The organism is Streptomyces lanatus, from assembly GCF_014655715.1.
Classification (GTDB): domain Bacteria; phylum Actinomycetota; class Actinomycetes; order Streptomycetales; family Streptomycetaceae; genus Streptomyces; species Streptomyces lanatus.
Genome location: NZ_BNBM01000031.1, coordinates 1 through 14,408 on the forward strand (window position 1 = coordinate 1; position 14,408 = coordinate 14,408).

The following is a 14,408-nucleotide window of genomic DNA, read 5'->3' on the forward strand; positions in this document are numbered from 1 at the left end:
CGCACTCGGCGGCCACCCACCGATCAGCCGCGTGAACAACCCTGCGGGTCAATACACCTAGGGCCTGTCCGGCGGATCATGCCGGCGTCGCGGGCCCTGGCACGCACTCCCCCACTGCCTTAAGGGCGTGGGGGGACCCCCAGCCGCGTTGTCGTGGGTCCTGCTTCTTGCAGCCGACCTGATCCGCCGGACAGGCCCTAGGGTGCGCGGCCGATCTGCAACAGCAGCGGCCCCGTCGGGTCCGAGATCACGTCGGCCACCGTCAGCGGGTCCAGCGAGGCGTAGAAGGCCTCCTGGGCCCGCCGCAGCGCGCCGCGCAGCCGGCACGCGGAGTTGAGCGGACAGGGATTGTCGCCCTCGCACTCGACGACGTCGCCGTCCCCCTCGAAGGCCCGCACGATCGCGCCGACCGAGGCGGTACGGCCCGTCCCGCTGAGCGAGAGCCCGCCGCCACGGCCCCGACGGGCGTCGACCAGGCCCATGTGCTGGAGCTCGGCGACCACCTTGGCGGCATGCGTGTACGGCACCTCCATGTCCGCCGCGACCTCACGGGTTGTCGGCGTGGCGTCCCCGAGGACGGCGAGCCGCATCAGGAGGCGCAGTGCCAGATCGGTGGAGCGCAACAGCCGCATGCCGGGAAGCGTAGATAATGCGCATCCGAGGTTCAAAATATCGGCCGCCCTACTGGAGGTCACACCTTCCCCATTACGATCAGCGGACCCGACCGTCCCTTTCCCCAGAAGGACAAACGACTCATGGGCTCCGCCAAGAACAAGAGCAACGCCTCCCGCAAAGCGCGGATAGAAGAGATGCGGCGTGCCGAGCGTGCTCGTGAGCGCCGCAACCGCATCCTCACGATCGTGGCCAGCGCGGTGGTCGTCACCGGACTCGTCGTCGGTGGTGTCGTGCTCATCCGGTCGCAGTCCGACGACACCGACACGGCGGCCGACGCGACGACCAAGGGCAAGTTCGTCACCGGCAAGGACGGGGTGCGGACCTGGGAAGGGACGCTCGGGCGCACCCATGTCAGCAAGAGCGTGAAGTATTCGTCGGAGCCTCCGGTCGGCGGCGACCACAACCAGGCCTGGATGAACTGCAACGGCGACGTCTACACCAAGGAGCTCAAGAACGAGCACGCCGTGCACTCGCTGGAGCACGGCGCGGTCTGGGTGACGTACACCTCCAAGGCCTCCAAGGCCGACATCGAGGCACTGGCGGCCAAGGTCAAGCAGACGCCGTACACGCTGATGAGCCCGGACGAGAAGCAGAAGGACCCGATCATGCTCAGCGCGTGGGGTCACCAGCGCAGCGTGACGAGCGCGAAGGACCCGAACGTCGGGAAGTTCTTCGAGACGTACGTCCAGGGCAAGCAGACGCCCGAGCCGGGTGCGGCGTGCACGGGTGGTCTGTCGGAGTGATGAAGCACGTCGGCTGGATCACGGGGACCGCGGCGGCCGTGCTCGTCGCGGTCGGCGCGCTCACCTACGCCGTCGCCGAGGACGGCGGTTCGAGCGATACGCCGGCCGCCGACTCGGCGGATGCCGGGTTCGCGCGGGACATGGCGGTGCACCATCAGCAGGCCGTGGAGATGTCGTACATCGTGCGCGACCGCACGGACGACAAAGAGGTGCGGCTGCTGGCGTACGACATCGCGCAGACGCAGGCCAATCAGCGCGGCATGATGCTGGGCTGGCTGGACCTGTGGGCGCTGCCGAAGGTGTCGTCGCAGGCGCCGATGGCCTGGATGGGCATGGGCGACATGCCGTCCGCCGGGGAAGGTTCGCTGATGCCGGGCATGGCGACCAACTCCGAGATGAAGAAGCTCGAGGGCCTCAGCGGCAAGCAGGCGGAGATCTTCTACCTCCAGTTGATGACGGACCATCACAAGGGCGGCATCCACATGGCCGAAGGCTGTGTCGACAAGTGCACGGTGGATGTGGAGAAGCGGCTCGCCCAGGGCATGGTGGACGCGCAGCAGTCGGAGATCGATCTGATGGCGGACCTGCTGAAGAAGCGGGGCGCGAAGCCGAGGTCGTAGCCGGGGCCGTTGAAATGGCCTTGTCATTAGGTTAGTTGGGACCTTCTTGGGCCGCGCATTCCCCTGGCGTGAACGGTTCGTCGCTTAAGTGGCCACCGTCGGGTGATCCACTCGCACACGAATCGCACAGGGGGTTCCATGAGATCTCGACGTGCCGCGCTGCGCGCCTCGGTGAGTCTTTCTCTCCTCATCGGCACGCTGGCGCTCGGCATACCGGCGACGCAGGCCGCGGACAACCCGGGCCGTGACAAGCTCGCCGGCACCAAGCCCGCGTGGGCCACCAACCGGGTGGACAAGGGTGCGACCTCGGACGACGCCCAGGTCGCCGCACGCGTCTACCTCCGGGGCAGGGATGCCGCCGGGCTGGCCGCGTACGCGAAGGCCGTGTCCGACCCGGAGTCGGCGTCCTACGGCAAGTATCTGAGCGCGAGCCGGGCCCAGGCCCGCTTCGGCGCGACCAAGGCCCAAGTGGCGGCGGTGAAGGGCTGGTTGACCTCGGCCGGCCTGAAGGTCACCGGCGTCACCCAGCACTACGTCGCCGTCAGCGGCGATGTCGCCGCCGCGGAGAAGGCGTTCGGCACCCAGCTGCACAACTACACCAAGGGCGCGAGGACCTACCGCGCGCCCGCGACCGCCGCCTCGGTGCCGGACGCGGTCAAGGACGCCGTCCTGACCGTCACCGGCCTCGACAACGCCCCGCACCTGGCGAGCCACAAGGACCAACTCCCGCCGCCGGAGACGGTGTTCCGCAACGCTGGCCCGTTCTCGACGTACCACGGCTCGAATGTGGCGAAGTCCCTCCCGGACGCGTACGGCACGAAGATCCCGTACGCGGTCAAGGGCTACACCGGCAAGCAGCTGCGGGCGGCGTACGGCGCCGGCAAGCGCACCGGCAAGGGGGTGCGCATCGCCATCACCGACGCGTACGCCTCCCCGACGATCGCCTACGACGCGGCGACGTACGCCAAGCGCAACGGCGACGCGGCCTGGCGCACGGGCCAGTTGAGCCAGGTCCTGCCCGCGAAGTACACGCGGACCAAGGAGTGCGGCGCGGCCGGCTGGTACGGCGAGGAGACCCTCGACGTCGAGGCCGCGCACGCGGTGGCACCGGACGCGCACATCACCTACGTGGGCGCCGCGTCCTGCTACGACGAGGACCTCCTGGACTCCCTCAGCAAGATTGTCGACAACCACCTCGCCGACATCGTCTCCAACTCCTGGGGCGAGACCGAGGACGCCCAGACACCCGACCTCGCGGCCGCCTACGACCAGGTCTTCCAGTTCGGCGCGGTCGAGGGCATCGGGTTCTACTACTCCTCCGGCGACGACGGCGACGAGGTCGCCAGCTCCGGCACCAAGCAGGTCGACATCCCGGCGAGTTCGGCGTGGGTGACGGCGGTCGGCGGCACGTCGCTGGCGGTCGGCAAGGGTGACGCATACCTCTGGGAGACCGGCTGGGGCACGCAGAAGGCGGAACTCTCGGCCGACGGCAAGACCTGGGCCGGCTTCCCCGGCGCGTTCACCTCGGGCGCGGGCGGCGGCACGAGCCGTACGGTCGCCGAACCGTACTGGCAGAAGGGCGTCGTCCCCGACGCGCTGGCTCGGGCCAACAGCGCCGACGGCAACCGCGTCGTCCCGGACATCGCGGCCATCGCCGACCCGAACACCGGGTTCCTGGTGGGCCAGACCCAGACCCTCCCGGACGGCAGGACCCAGGCCTACGACGAGTACCGCCTCGGCGGCACCTCGCTCGCCGCACCGGTCATCGCGGGCGTCCAGGCCCTCGCCCAGGAGGCGAACGCCGGCAAGCCCCTCGGCTTCGCCAACCCGGCGATCTACGCCAGGCACGGCTCGAAGGCCTACCACGACGTCACGGACAACCCGACCGGCTCGGGCCTCGCCGTGGCCCGCGTCGACTTCGTCAACGGCTACGACGCGACGGACGGCCTGACGACGTCCGCACGCAGCCTCGGCAAGGACAGCTCCCTGAGCGCCGTGAAGGGCTACGACGACGTGACCGGGGTCGGGACGCCGGCGGGCGGATACGTGGAGTCGTATCGGCGTCGTTGATCGGGGGGATGCGTCAGGGGTGGCGCGGGCCGGTCCGCACAGGGCATCCGCGTCACCCCGCCCCGGGCACTTGATAGGCAAGTGATGACTTGCCTATGCTGTCGTGGTGGCCGAAGACCTCTTCAAAGCCTTGGCCGACCCCACCCGTCGCATAATCCTCGACGAGCTCACCGAGAAATCCGGGCAGACACTGTTCGAGATATGCGGGCGGCTGAGCATGAAGCATCAGCTCACCATCTCCCGGCAGGGAGTCTCCCAGCACCTCGCCGTGCTGGATGCCGCCGGGCTCGTCGAGAGCAGGCGGGAGGGTCGGTACAAGTACCACGACCTGAATACGGCGCCACTGCGGCAGATCGCCGAGCGATGGCCCGCGCCCGAGCCGCCCGGACCGGAGGAGAGCACCCCATGAAGATCCATCTGACCAGCGTTTTCGTCGACGACCAGGCCAAGGCGGAGCGTTTCTACACCGAGATCCTCGGCTTTGTGAAGAAGTACGACGTCCCGCTCGGCGAGAAGGACCGGTGGCTGACCGTCGTCTCGCCCGACGAGCCCGAGGGCACCGAACTCCTCCTGGAACCGGCCGGTCACCCGGCGGTCAAGACCTACCGCGACGCACTCGTCATGGACGGCATCCCGCTCGCCCAGTTCGCCGTCGACGATGTCCGGGCGGAGTACGACCGCCTGCACGGCCTCGGCGTCCATTTCACCCAGGAGCCCCTGGAGATGGGCCCCGTTACCACCGCCGTCTTCGACGACACCTGCGGCAATCTGATCCAGATCGCGACGCAGCCTCAGTAGGTCGCATCCGGTTAGGCTCCGGCCTCGAATTCCATTCCCGAGGAGGAGGAGTCGTCCCTTGTCGATTGTTCTGATCGGCGGGCCGCCCGGGGCCGGGAAGTCCACTGTCGCGGAAAGGCTGGCATCGGCAGCGGAAAAGCCGACCGTCGATATACCGACCGACAGTTTCTGCGTATGGGTCCGCTCCGGTTTCGTCCCGCCCTGTCTTCCGGAGGCCGCGACCCAGAACGCTGTGGTCCAGAACGTCATGACCGATGCAGCGTGCGCCTACGCCCGGGGCGCTATGACCTCGTCCTCGACGGCATCCTGGGACCCCTACGCCGTGCTTCGGCCGAGCCTGGATGTGGTGCTCTCGCGGGCCACCGCGCGCGAGGGGCGGCAATTGAAGGACGTCGAGCCGATCACCGGGCTGTACGGAGCCTTCGGAGGTATCGGAGCGCTCGAAAGGTGTTCTGCCGGACTAGCGGAAGAACGGTTCCTCATCGGGGGCTGACCGTGGGGCGCGGGAGCATTCCCCCGGAGGGTTCCCGCGCCCCTTCGGCGAATTACTCACCCGCTCCGCTCGCCTGCTCCGAGAGGAACCGGTGCAGCGGCTCCGTGGCCCGGCGGCGGTACTCCTGGATCGACCAGCCGTTGCCGTCGGGGTCCTGGAAGTACATGAACGTGGCGCCGTCGTCGGGGGTGTACTGCACCGGCTCCGAGACCTCCAAGCCCCGTTCGAGCAGCTCCGCGTGGGCCGCCTTGATGTCGGCCACACAGAGCTGGAGGCCCTGGTAGGAGCCCGGCTCCGGCCTGGTCTCGCCCTTGGTCATCTCCCAGATGCTGTCGCCCAGGGCGATCGAGCAACCCGAGCCCGGAGGCGTCAGCTGGACGATGCGCATGCCCGGCATGACCTCCTGGTCGATGTCGACATGGAAGCCGACCTTGTCGCGGTAGAAGTCACGGGCCCGGTCGATGTCGCTCACGGGCAGCGGGATCACTTCGAGGGTGAAGTCCATCAGTCCTCCATGGTGAAACGCCAACGGGTCTGGCTGAAAGGCTCACCCTTACCGAAGCCGAAAACCGTCCGGGGCGCCACCGAAAAGACATAGGCGTGCCCCCCTCCGTGCCGGAAACGGCCGTTGTCCACCTCGAAATGCCAGAAGGCGCCGTACTTCGCCTCCCACCCGGCGGCCAGTTCGCGCAGCCGGGCGTCATCAGTGATGCGTACCGCCTCGCCCTCGACGACCAGGTCGTAACCCTCGTTCCAGGTGTTCGTGCCGGTCGTCAGGACGACGTTCGGATTCAGGGCGAGGTTCCTCGCCTTGCGTTCCTCCGGGCCCGTGCAGAAATGCAGCGCGCCCCCCGACCACACCGTCGGCAGCGGCGTCACATGCGGCCGCCCGTCCGGCCGTACCGTCGAGATCCAGAACAGCTCGGCCCCGGTCAGCAGCCTCTCCGCCTGTGACCAGGGGATCGCCTCGGCCTTGTCGTCGCTGTAGCGCGTATCCAGTCGGGTCTGCGGTTGTTTCTCGGTCATCGGACACCTCCAGTGGCTCCACAGGACAGACCGGCCGGGACGCCGGAATTCATCGGCGCCACTTACAGGTACTCCGGCTAGGCTCGACCGGGTACGACCTTGATCGGACGGGAGGGCGAGCATGACGGCGCCGGGGCGCAGGAGCAGTACCTTCACACGGCTGCTGCGGCACGGATTCACCGACCCGTCGGCCGCGGAACGGCTCCTGGAGAGCGCCGGGCTCGCGCAGCTGAGGGACGATCCGGTGCTGCTGGAGGCCCTGGGCGCCACCGCCGACCCCGACCTCGCCCTGCACGGTCTCGTCCGGCTCGTCGAGGCACAGCCCGGCCCCGCCGCCCGCCGCGAACTGCTCGACACGGTGATAGCGGCCAAGCCCCTGCGCGACCGCCTCCTGGGTGTCCTCGGCGCCTCCGCCGCGCTCGCCGACCACCTCACCCGGCACCCCGGCGACTGGCAGGCGCTGGTCATGTACGAGCCGCGGGACCTGCACCCCGAGGTCGAGGAGTTCGAGCAGGGCCTCGCCGACGCCACCGACCCGGTGTCGCTGCGCGTCGCCTACCGGCGCTGCCTGCTGTCCATCGCCGCACGTGACGTGTGCGGCACCACCGATCTGGCCCAGACCGCCGCCGAGCTCGCCGACCTCGCCACCGCGACCCTGCGCGCCGCCCTCGCCCTGGCCCGCGCCGCCGCCCCGGAGGACGCCGCACAGTGCCGGCTCGCGGTGATCGCGATGGGCAAGTGCGGTGGCCATGAGCTCAACTACGTCTCCGACGTGGACGTGATCTTCGTCGGTGAGGCACCCGACGGCGCGGACGAGAGCAAGGCACTGCGGTCGGCCACGAAGCTCGCCTCGCACATGATGCGGATCTGCTCCGAGACGACCGTCGAGGGCTCCATCTGGCCCGTGGACGCCAATCTGCGGCCCGAGGGGCGGAACGGTCCGCTGGTGCGCACGCTCAGCAGCCATCTCGCCTACTACCGGCGCTGGGCCAAGACCTGGGAGTTCCAGGCGCTGCTCAAGGCCCGGCCGGTGGCCGGTGACATCGAGCTGGGGGAGGAGTACGTCGCCGCGCTCGAACCGCTGGTCTGGAAGGCCGCCGAGCGGGAGAACTTCGTCGCCGATGTGCAGAAGATGCGGCGCCGGGTCGTCGAGAACATTCCGGTGGCGGAGCTGGACCGCCAGCTGAAGCTGGGGCCCGGCGGGCTGCGGGACGTCGAATTCGCCGTGCAACTGCTGCAGTTGGTGCACGGCCGGGACGACGCCTCGCTGCGGAGCGGCACCACCCTGGACGCCTTGCAGGCACTCGCCGCCGGCGGATACGTCGGACGTGCCGACGCCGCCCAGCTGGACACCGCGTACCGCTTCCTGCGCTCCATGGAACACCGCATCCAGCTCTACCGGCTGCGCCGCACCCACCTCGTCCCCGAGGACGACGCCGATCTGCGGCGTATCGGCCGTTCGCTCGGGCTGCGCGTCGACGCGGTCGCCGAGCTGAACCGCGAGTGGCGACGGCACGCGAGTGTCGTACGGCGACTGCACGAGAAGCTCTTCTACCGGCCGTTGCTCGACGCCGTCGCCCAACTCGCCCCCGGCGAGGCCCGGTTGAGCGCGGGCGCGGCACGGGAGAGGCTGATCGCGCTCGGGTACGCCGATCCCGCCGCGGCGCTGCGGCATCTGGAGGCGCTGGCGTCCGGGGTGACACGGAAGGCGGCGATCCAACGCACCCTGCTGCCCGTGCTGTTGGGCTGGTTCGCGGACTCGGCCGATCCGGACGCCGGGCTGCTCAACTTCCGCAAGGTGTCGGACGCGCTCGGCAAGACCCCTTGGTATCTACGGCTGTTGCGGGACGAGGGCGCCGCCGCCGAGAACCTCGCGCGCGTGCTGTCGGCCGGCCGGCTCGCTCCCGATCTGCTGATGCGGGCGCCGGAGGCGGTGGCGCTGCTCGGGGACGGGGACGGGGGGAGCGGGCTCGAACCCCGCACGCGCGCGCATCTGGAACAGGAGATCCTCGCCGGGGTGCGGCGCGCGGACGGCGCCGTTCAGGCGGTCACGGCCGCGCGTGGCGTACGGCGCCGGGAGCTGTTCCGTACGGCCGCCGCCGACATCGTCGACTCGTACGGCACCGAGACGAAACCGGCCGAGGCCGATCAGGGCGCGTTGGTGGACCGGGTCGGGGGTGCCGTCTCCGATCTGACCGCGGCGACTCTGGCGGGGACCCTGCGGGCGGTTGTCCGTGAGGGGTGGGGGGACACCCTGCCCACCCGGTTCGCGATCATCGGCATGGGGCGGTTCGGGGGGCACGAGCTGGGATACGGCAGTGACGCCGATGTGCTGTTCGTGCACGAGCCCCGTGACGGGGTCGATGAGCATGAGGCCGGTGTCGCCGCGAACCGTGTGGTCGAGGAGATGCGGCGGCTGCTCCAGATCCCGAGTGCGGATCCGCCGTTGCTGATCGACGCCGATCTGCGGCCGGAGGGCAAGACGGGACCGCTGGTGCGCACGTTGAAGTCGTACGAGGCCTACTACCGGCGGTGGTCGCTGGTGTGGGAGTCGCAGGCGTTGCTGCGGGCCGAGCCGGTCGCCGGCGACGAGGAGCTGGCCGGGCGGTTCGTGGAGTTGATCGATCCGCTGCGTTATCCCGCCGAGGGGCTCGGTGAGGACGCCGTGCGGGAGATCCGGCGGCTCAAGGCGCGGATGGAGTCCGAGCGGCTGCCTCGCGGTGCCGATCCCAAGCTGCACACCAAGCTCGGCCCGGGCGGTCTCTCCGACGTCGAGTGGACCGTGCAGCTGATGCAGCTCCAGCACGGATGGGCCGAGCCGGGGCTGCGGACCACCCGGACACGTGAGGCCCTCGCGGCGGCCTGTGCGGCGGGGCTCATCCCGGCGGAGGAGGCGGAGATCCTGGACGAGGCGTGGGTGCTGGCCACGCGGGTGCGCAACGCCGTGATGCTGGTGCGGGGGCGGGCGGGGGACACGTTTCCCTCGGACGCGCGTGAGGTGGCCGCCGTGGGGCGCTACCTGGGGTACGAGCCCGGTCACGTGGGGGACATGCTCGATGCGTACCGGCGTACCACGCGGCGGGCCCGGGGGGTCGTGGACGAGCTGTTCTATGGCGGGTGAGGCGACGATCCCTGCGGCGCCTGTGCGGGTTCGGTGGGCGTGCGCGTAGCGCCTACGGTTCTCTCGCGGTGCGGGGCCTTACGCGGCTTGGGCACCGTCCGGGGGAGTGCGTAGGGCAACGTGCCGTACCAGAGGCGTGCCACCGTGTAGCCGAAGGCCAGGCAGATGAGGCCGCCCACCGCGTCCAGCCAGAAGTGGTTGGCCGTGGCCACGATGACCAGCAGGGTGGCCGTCGGGTAGAGCAGTCCGAGGATACGGACCCAGGGGGTGCGGGCCAGGGCGAAGATCGTCAGGCCCGACCAGACCGACCAGCCGATGTGCATCGACGGCATCGCGGCGTACTGGTTCGACATGTTCTTCAGATCGCCGGACGCCATCGAACCCCAGGTGTCATGGACCAGGACCGTGTCGATGAAACCGGTGTTGGTCATCAGCCGGGGCGGCGCGAGCGGATACAGGTAGTAACCGACCAGGGCCACACCTGTGGTCGCGAAGAGCACCAGACGGGTCGCCGCGTAGCGGCCGGGGTGGCTGCGGTAGAGCCAGACCAGGACGGCGAGGGTGATGATGAAGTGCAGGGTCGCGTAGTAGTAGTTCATGCCGACGATGAGCCAAGTCACGCCGTTCACGGCGTGATTGATCGACTCCTCGAACGCGATGCCGAGATGGTGCTCCAGCTCCCAGAGCCAGTCGGCGTTGCGCAGGGCCTCCGCTTTCTGCTCCGGGACCGCGTTGCGGATGAGTGAGTACGTCCAGTAACTCACCGCGATCAGCAGGATCTCGAACCAGAGGCGGGGGCGGCGCGGAGTGCGCAGCCGGCGCAGGGGACCCCGCCCTGTCTCGTCCGCGACAGGGTCCGGAACGGCCGTTTCCCGGCCTTCCAATGTCGTCACGGTCGCGTCACCCATAGGCACAGAGTCTGCCAGAAAAGCCTTCCCCGACCGATCATCCCCCGGTCGGGTCCAGGACGCACGTTCTACGGCGGCCGTACCGCCCTCACTCCTACCAACGCAGGGGCGGGACGTGCTTATTCTCCGCCCTGGGGACGAGTTACGGACGGCTTCTGTCACCGGGGGCCGAAGCCGTCGAACCGCGCACCACCAGTTCCGGCATGAACACGAATTCACTGTGGGGCGCCGGAGTCCCGCCGATCTCTTCCAGAAGGGTGCGGACGGCCGCCTGGCCCATCGCCGGGACCGGCTTGCGGACGGTGGTCAGGGGCGGGTCGGTGAAGGCGATCAGGGGGGAGTCGTCGAAGCCCACGACCGAGATGTCCTTGGGGACGTCCAGGCCGAGCTGTCGGGCCGCCCTTATCGCGCCCAGCGCCATCATGTCGCTGGCGCAGACCACCGCGGTGCAGTCACGCTCGATCAGGGCCACGGCCGCCGCCTGGCCGCCCTCCAGCGTGTACAGGGAGTGCTGGATCAGTTCGTTCTCGATGACGTCCGTCGGCAGGTGCAGCTGGTCCTGCACCGTACGCACGAAGCCCTCGATCTTGCGCTGGACCGGGACGAAGCGCTTGGGGCCCAGCGCCAGACCGATACGGGTGTGGCCCAGCGACGCGAGATGGGTGACCGCGAGGTTCATCGCCGCGCGGTCGTCCGGGGAGATGAACGGCGCCTGGACCTTGGGGGAGAAGCCGTCGACCAGGACGAAAGGGACGCCCTGGGCGCGCAGTCGCTCATAGCGCTGCATATCGGCGGTGGTGTCGGCGTGGAGGCCGGAGACATAGATGATGCCGGCCACTCCGCGGTCGACGAGCATCTCCGTGAGCTCGTCCTCGGTGGAGCCGCCCGGGGTCTGGGTGGCCAGCACCGGGGTGTAGCCCTGGCGCGTGAGCGCTTGGCCGATGACCTGGGCCAGGGCCGGGAATATCGGGTTCTCCAGCTCCGGGGTGATCAGGCCCACCAGGCCCTCGCTCCGTTGTCGCAGCCGCACCGGGCGCTCGTAGCCGAGCACATCGAGTGCGGCCAGCACGGACTGGCGAGTGGTGGCGGCGACGCCCGGCTTCCCGTTGAGGACGCGGCTGACGGTCGCTTCGCTCACCCCCGCCTGAGCAGCGATGTCGGCAAGCCGTGTGGTCACGGCACTGGACTGTACCGGCCGTATGTCGCCTTGCACACCAATCGGACGCCGTGGGCGACCTGTTGGCCGTCCCGGCCCGGGCTGCTGCCTCATCGCGCTCCCTCGTGAAAGTGATGGCAAGAGCTTGCAGAGTCTTGCACAGCCCGCCGTCATGCGGTCCCACCCGTGTAAAGAAGCGTCTCACAGCGGTAGCCGAGCGGTCACGTCCCGGTAACTTCCGCGTTCTCTTGCACTTTTTTTCTGCAAGGTCTTTCGTAGGGCTTTCAACGCTGTTACGTTCACGTCGCCCGGCGGCGGCAACGGCGCAGTCGGCACAGCAGAGGCAGGCAGACGGGGCCGCCTCCGCACCACACGGGCTTTCACCCTCAAGGAGAACTCATGCGGCGTGGCATAGCGGCCACCGCGCTGGTGGCGTCCCTCGCTCTCGCGGCGACGGCCTGCGGCGGCGGGGACGACAGTGGCAGCGACTCGAGCGGGCCGGTCACCATCACCTGGTGGGACACCTCCAACGCCACCAATGAGGCGCCGACGTACCAGGCCTTGGTCAAGGAGTTCGAGGCCGCCAACAAGGACATCAAGGTCAAGTACGTCAACGTCCCCTTCGACCAGGCGCAGAACAAGTTCGACACCGCCGCCGGTTCCAAGGGCGCCCCGGACATCCTGCGCTCCGAGGTCGGCTGGACCCCCGCCTTCGCCAAGAAGGGCTTCTTCCTGCCGCTGGACGGCACCGACGCCCTCACCGACCAGGCCAAGTTCCAGCCCAGCCTGATCGAGCAGGCCAAGTACGAGGGCAAGGTCTACGGCGTTCCGTTCACCACGGACACCCTCGCCTTCGTCTACAACAAGGACCTGTTCAAGAAGGCCGGCGTCGAGGCCCCCAAGACCTGGGACGACCTGAAGAAGGCCGCCGCCACGATCAAGGACAAGACCGGCGTCGACGGCTACTGGGGCTCCACCCAGGCCTACTACGCCCAGACGTTCCTCTACGGCGAGGGCACCGACACCGTCGACGCCGACGCCAAGAAGATCACCGTCAACTCCGCCGAGGCCAAGAAGGGCTACGGCACCTGGCTGAGCCTCTTCGACGGCAAGGGCCTGCACAAGGCCGACACCACCGCCGACGCCTACGCCCACATCCAGGAGGCGTTCGTCAGCGGCAAGGTCGCCGCGATCATGCAGGGCCCCTGGGAGATCACCAACTTCTACAAGGGCTCCGCGTTCAAGGACAAGGCCAACCTGGGCATCGCCACGGTCCCGGCCGGCTCCAGCGGCAAGGCGGGCGCCCCGACCGGCGGCCACAACCTGTCGGTCTACGCGGGCTCCGACGAGGCCCACCAGAAGGCCGCGACGAAGTTCGTGAACTTCATGACCTCGGCGAAGGCCCAGGAGACCATCGCCCTGAAGAACAACACGCTGCCCACGCGTGACGACGCCTACACCGACCAGGTCAAGGCCGACCCGGGCATCGCTGGCTACCAGGGCGTCCTCGCCGCCGCCCAGCCGCGCCCCGCGCTGCCCGAGTACAGCTCCCTGTGGGGCCCGCTGGACACCGAGCTGCTGAAGATCGCCGGTGGCAAGGAGTCCCTGGACAAGGGCCTGGGCACCGCCGAGACCTCGATCGCCAAGCTGGTCCCGGACTTCAGTAAGTGACCCCGAGTGGCCGCCGGATCCCCCTGCTCAAGGGGGGAGGGATCCGGCGGCCACCGGCCTGTGCGCCGTACACCCCCCAACTGCTGATCTTCGAGAAGGTTGTCGAACCATGACAGTCGCCATCGACCGCGCGACCGGCAAGCGCCGCGGTGACCGCGAGCCGCGGTCCGGACTCGGCCGGCGCCTCAAGCACGGCTACCAGAAGCACTGGTACGCCTACGCGATGATCGCCCCGGTGGTGATCGTCCTCGGCGTGCTCGTCGTGTACCCCCTGGTGTACGGCTTCTACCTCACGCTCACCGACGCCAACAGCCTCAACAGCGCCCGCACCATCGGCGTCAACCACATCGACGCCACCTACAAGTTCATCGGCCTCGACAACTACGCCGACATCCTCTGGGGCGACACGGCGTACGACCGCTTCTGGTCGCACTTCATCTGGACGATCTTCTGGACGGCGGCCTGCGTCACCCTCCACTACACGATCGGCCTCGGCCTCGCCCTGCTGCTCAACCAGAAGCTGCGCGGCCGCACCCTGTACCGGCTGATCCTGATCCTGCCGTGGGCCGTGCCGACCTTCGTCACCGTCTTCGGCTGGCGGTTCATGCTCGCCGACGGCGGCATCATCAACTCGTTCCTGGAGACCCTCCACCTGCCCACACCACTGTGGCTGGAGGACACCTTCTGGCAGCGGTTCGCCGCGATCATGGTCAACACCTGGTGCGGTGTGCCGTTCATGATGCTCTCGCTGCTCGGCGGGCTCCAGTCCATCGACTCCTCGCTGTACGAGGCCGCCGAGATGGACGGTGCCAGCAGATGGCAGCAGTTCCGCTATGTCACCCTGCCCGGTCTGAGGTCCGTCAGCTCCACCGTCGTACTCCTCGGCATCATCTGGACCTTCAACCAGTTCGCGATCATCTTCCTGCTGTTCGGCGACACCGCCCCGGACGCGCAGATCCTCGTCACCTGGGCCTACTACCTCGGTTTCGGACAGCAACCACGCGACTTCGCGCAGTCCGCCGCGTACGGCATGCTGCTGCTGGCCATCCTGATCGTCTTCACCTCCTTCTACCGCCGCTGGCTGAACCGCAATGACCAGCAGCTCGCGATCTGAGGCGGGAGTCCCC

14 protein-coding genes are annotated in these 14,408 nt (G+C 68.8%); 9 read left to right on the top strand and 5 right to left on the bottom strand.

Annotated elements, in window-relative coordinates:
• Positions 1-197 precede the first annotated feature (197 nt).
• Positions 198-632 carry an Rrf2 family transcriptional regulator gene (locus tag IE325_RS44705; protein WP_190075967.1) on the bottom strand — a complete coding sequence of 145 codons (435 nt, stop codon included), beginning with the start codon at positions 630-632 and terminating at the stop codon, positions 198-200.
• Between the two features lie 123 nt (positions 633-755).
• Here IE325_RS44705 and IE325_RS44710 point away from each other — a divergent pair, with 123 nt between their 5' ends.
• From IE325_RS44710 to IE325_RS44735, 6 genes are all read left to right on the top strand, one after another.
• On the top strand, positions 756-1,418 hold the full coding sequence (locus tag IE325_RS44710; RefSeq protein WP_190075968.1) for a thioredoxin-like domain-containing protein: 663 nt from the start codon (positions 756-758) through the stop codon (positions 1,416-1,418).
• The gene (locus IE325_RS44715) at positions 1,418-2,038 is read left to right on the top strand and encodes a DUF305 domain-containing protein (protein WP_190076027.1); all 621 of its coding nucleotides are present in this window, start codon (positions 1,418-1,420) and stop codon (positions 2,036-2,038) included. The genes IE325_RS44710 and IE325_RS44715 overlap by 1 nt, the downstream gene beginning before the upstream one ends.
• Before the next feature lie 138 nt (positions 2,039-2,176).
• Positions 2,177-4,108, top strand: coding sequence for a S53 family peptidase (locus IE325_RS44720; protein WP_190075969.1), 1,932 nt, complete (start codon positions 2,177-2,179; stop codon positions 4,106-4,108).
• Positions 4,109-4,214: 106 nt separating this feature from the next.
• Complete coding sequence (locus IE325_RS44725) at positions 4,215-4,517, top strand: ArsR/SmtB family transcription factor (RefSeq protein ID WP_190075970.1); 303 nt, start codon at positions 4,215-4,217, stop codon at positions 4,515-4,517.
• Positions 4,514-4,906, top strand: coding sequence for a VOC family protein (locus tag IE325_RS44730; protein ID WP_190075971.1), 393 nt, complete (start codon positions 4,514-4,516; stop codon positions 4,904-4,906). The genes IE325_RS44725 and IE325_RS44730 overlap by 4 nt, the downstream gene beginning before the upstream one ends.
• Positions 4,907-4,964: 58 nt before the next feature.
• A complete protein-coding gene (locus IE325_RS44735; RefSeq protein ID WP_229912540.1) occupies positions 4,965-5,399 on the top strand; it encodes an ATP-binding protein in 435 nt (144 codons plus the stop codon).
• Positions 5,400-5,451: 52 nt separating this feature from the next.
• Here the strand turns inward: IE325_RS44735 and IE325_RS44740 are convergent, their stop codons facing one another.
• Together IE325_RS44740 and IE325_RS44745 are read right to left on the bottom strand one after the other, a co-directional pair.
• The gene (locus IE325_RS44740; protein ID WP_190075972.1) at positions 5,452-5,904 is read right to left on the bottom strand and encodes a VOC family protein; all 453 of its coding nucleotides are present in this window, start codon (positions 5,902-5,904) and stop codon (positions 5,452-5,454) included.
• Positions 5,904-6,425 (bottom strand): pyridoxamine 5'-phosphate oxidase family protein, encoded by a 522-nt coding sequence (locus IE325_RS44745; RefSeq protein ID WP_190075973.1) that lies wholly within the window; start codon positions 6,423-6,425, stop codon positions 5,904-5,906. Before IE325_RS44745 ends, IE325_RS44740 begins: the two co-directional genes overlap by 1 nt.
• A gap of 121 nt (positions 6,426-6,546) precedes the next feature.
• Between IE325_RS44745 and IE325_RS44750 the strand changes: the two genes are divergently transcribed.
• The gene (locus tag IE325_RS44750) at positions 6,547-9,546 is read left to right on the top strand and encodes a bifunctional [glutamine synthetase] adenylyltransferase/[glutamine synthetase]-adenylyl-L-tyrosine phosphorylase (RefSeq protein WP_190075974.1); all 3,000 of its coding nucleotides are present in this window, start codon (positions 6,547-6,549) and stop codon (positions 9,544-9,546) included.
• Here IE325_RS44750 and IE325_RS44755 read toward each other — a convergent pair.
• Both IE325_RS44755 and IE325_RS44760 read right to left on the bottom strand, forming a co-directional pair.
• Positions 9,534-10,454 carry a phosphatase PAP2 family protein gene (locus tag IE325_RS44755; protein WP_190075975.1) on the bottom strand — a complete coding sequence of 307 codons (921 nt, stop codon included), beginning with the start codon at positions 10,452-10,454 and terminating at the stop codon, positions 9,534-9,536. The genes IE325_RS44750 and IE325_RS44755 overlap by 13 nt on opposite strands.
• A gap of 142 nt (positions 10,455-10,596) precedes the next feature.
• Positions 10,597-11,631 (bottom strand): LacI family DNA-binding transcriptional regulator, encoded by a 1,035-nt coding sequence (locus IE325_RS44760; RefSeq protein WP_268256408.1) that lies wholly within the window; start codon positions 11,629-11,631, stop codon positions 10,597-10,599.
• 378 nt (positions 11,632-12,009) lie between these two features.
• Between IE325_RS44760 and IE325_RS44765 the strand changes: the two genes are divergently transcribed.
• Positions 12,010-13,281 carry an extracellular solute-binding protein gene (locus IE325_RS44765; protein WP_190075977.1) on the top strand — a complete coding sequence of 424 codons (1,272 nt, stop codon included), beginning with the start codon at positions 12,010-12,012 and terminating at the stop codon, positions 13,279-13,281.
• Positions 13,282-13,390: 109 nt separating this feature from the next.
• The gene (locus IE325_RS44770) at positions 13,391-14,395 is read left to right on the top strand and encodes a carbohydrate ABC transporter permease (protein WP_190075978.1); all 1,005 of its coding nucleotides are present in this window, start codon (positions 13,391-13,393) and stop codon (positions 14,393-14,395) included.
• The last annotated feature ends 13 nt before the right edge of the window (positions 14,396-14,408 follow it).

Coding starts and splice junctions, on each gene's coding strand:
- IE325_RS44740 (WP_190075972.1), bottom strand. CDS start 5,904: ATGGACTTCACCCTCGAAGTGATCCCGCTGCCCGTGAGCGACATCGAC.
- IE325_RS44765 (WP_190075977.1), top strand. CDS start 12,010: ATGCGGCGTGGCATAGCGGCCACCGCGCTGGTGGCGTCCCTCGCTCTC.
- IE325_RS44755 (WP_190075975.1), bottom strand. CDS start 10,454: ATGGGTGACGCGACCGTGACGACATTGGAAGGCCGGGAAACGGCCGTT.
- IE325_RS44705 (WP_190075967.1), bottom strand. CDS start 632: ATGCGGCTGTTGCGCTCCACCGATCTGGCACTGCGCCTCCTGATGCGG.
- IE325_RS44745 (WP_190075973.1), bottom strand. CDS start 6,425: ATGACCGAGAAACAACCGCAGACCCGACTGGATACGCGCTACAGCGAC.
- IE325_RS44710 (WP_190075968.1), top strand. CDS start 756: ATGGGCTCCGCCAAGAACAAGAGCAACGCCTCCCGCAAAGCGCGGATA.
- IE325_RS44715 (WP_190076027.1), top strand. CDS start 1,418: ATGAAGCACGTCGGCTGGATCACGGGGACCGCGGCGGCCGTGCTCGTC.
- IE325_RS44730 (WP_190075971.1), top strand. CDS start 4,514: ATGAAGATCCATCTGACCAGCGTTTTCGTCGACGACCAGGCCAAGGCG.
- IE325_RS44770 (WP_190075978.1), top strand. CDS start 13,391: ATGACAGTCGCCATCGACCGCGCGACCGGCAAGCGCCGCGGTGACCGC.
- IE325_RS44750 (WP_190075974.1), top strand. CDS start 6,547: ATGACGGCGCCGGGGCGCAGGAGCAGTACCTTCACACGGCTGCTGCGG.
- IE325_RS44720 (WP_190075969.1), top strand. CDS start 2,177: ATGAGATCTCGACGTGCCGCGCTGCGCGCCTCGGTGAGTCTTTCTCTC.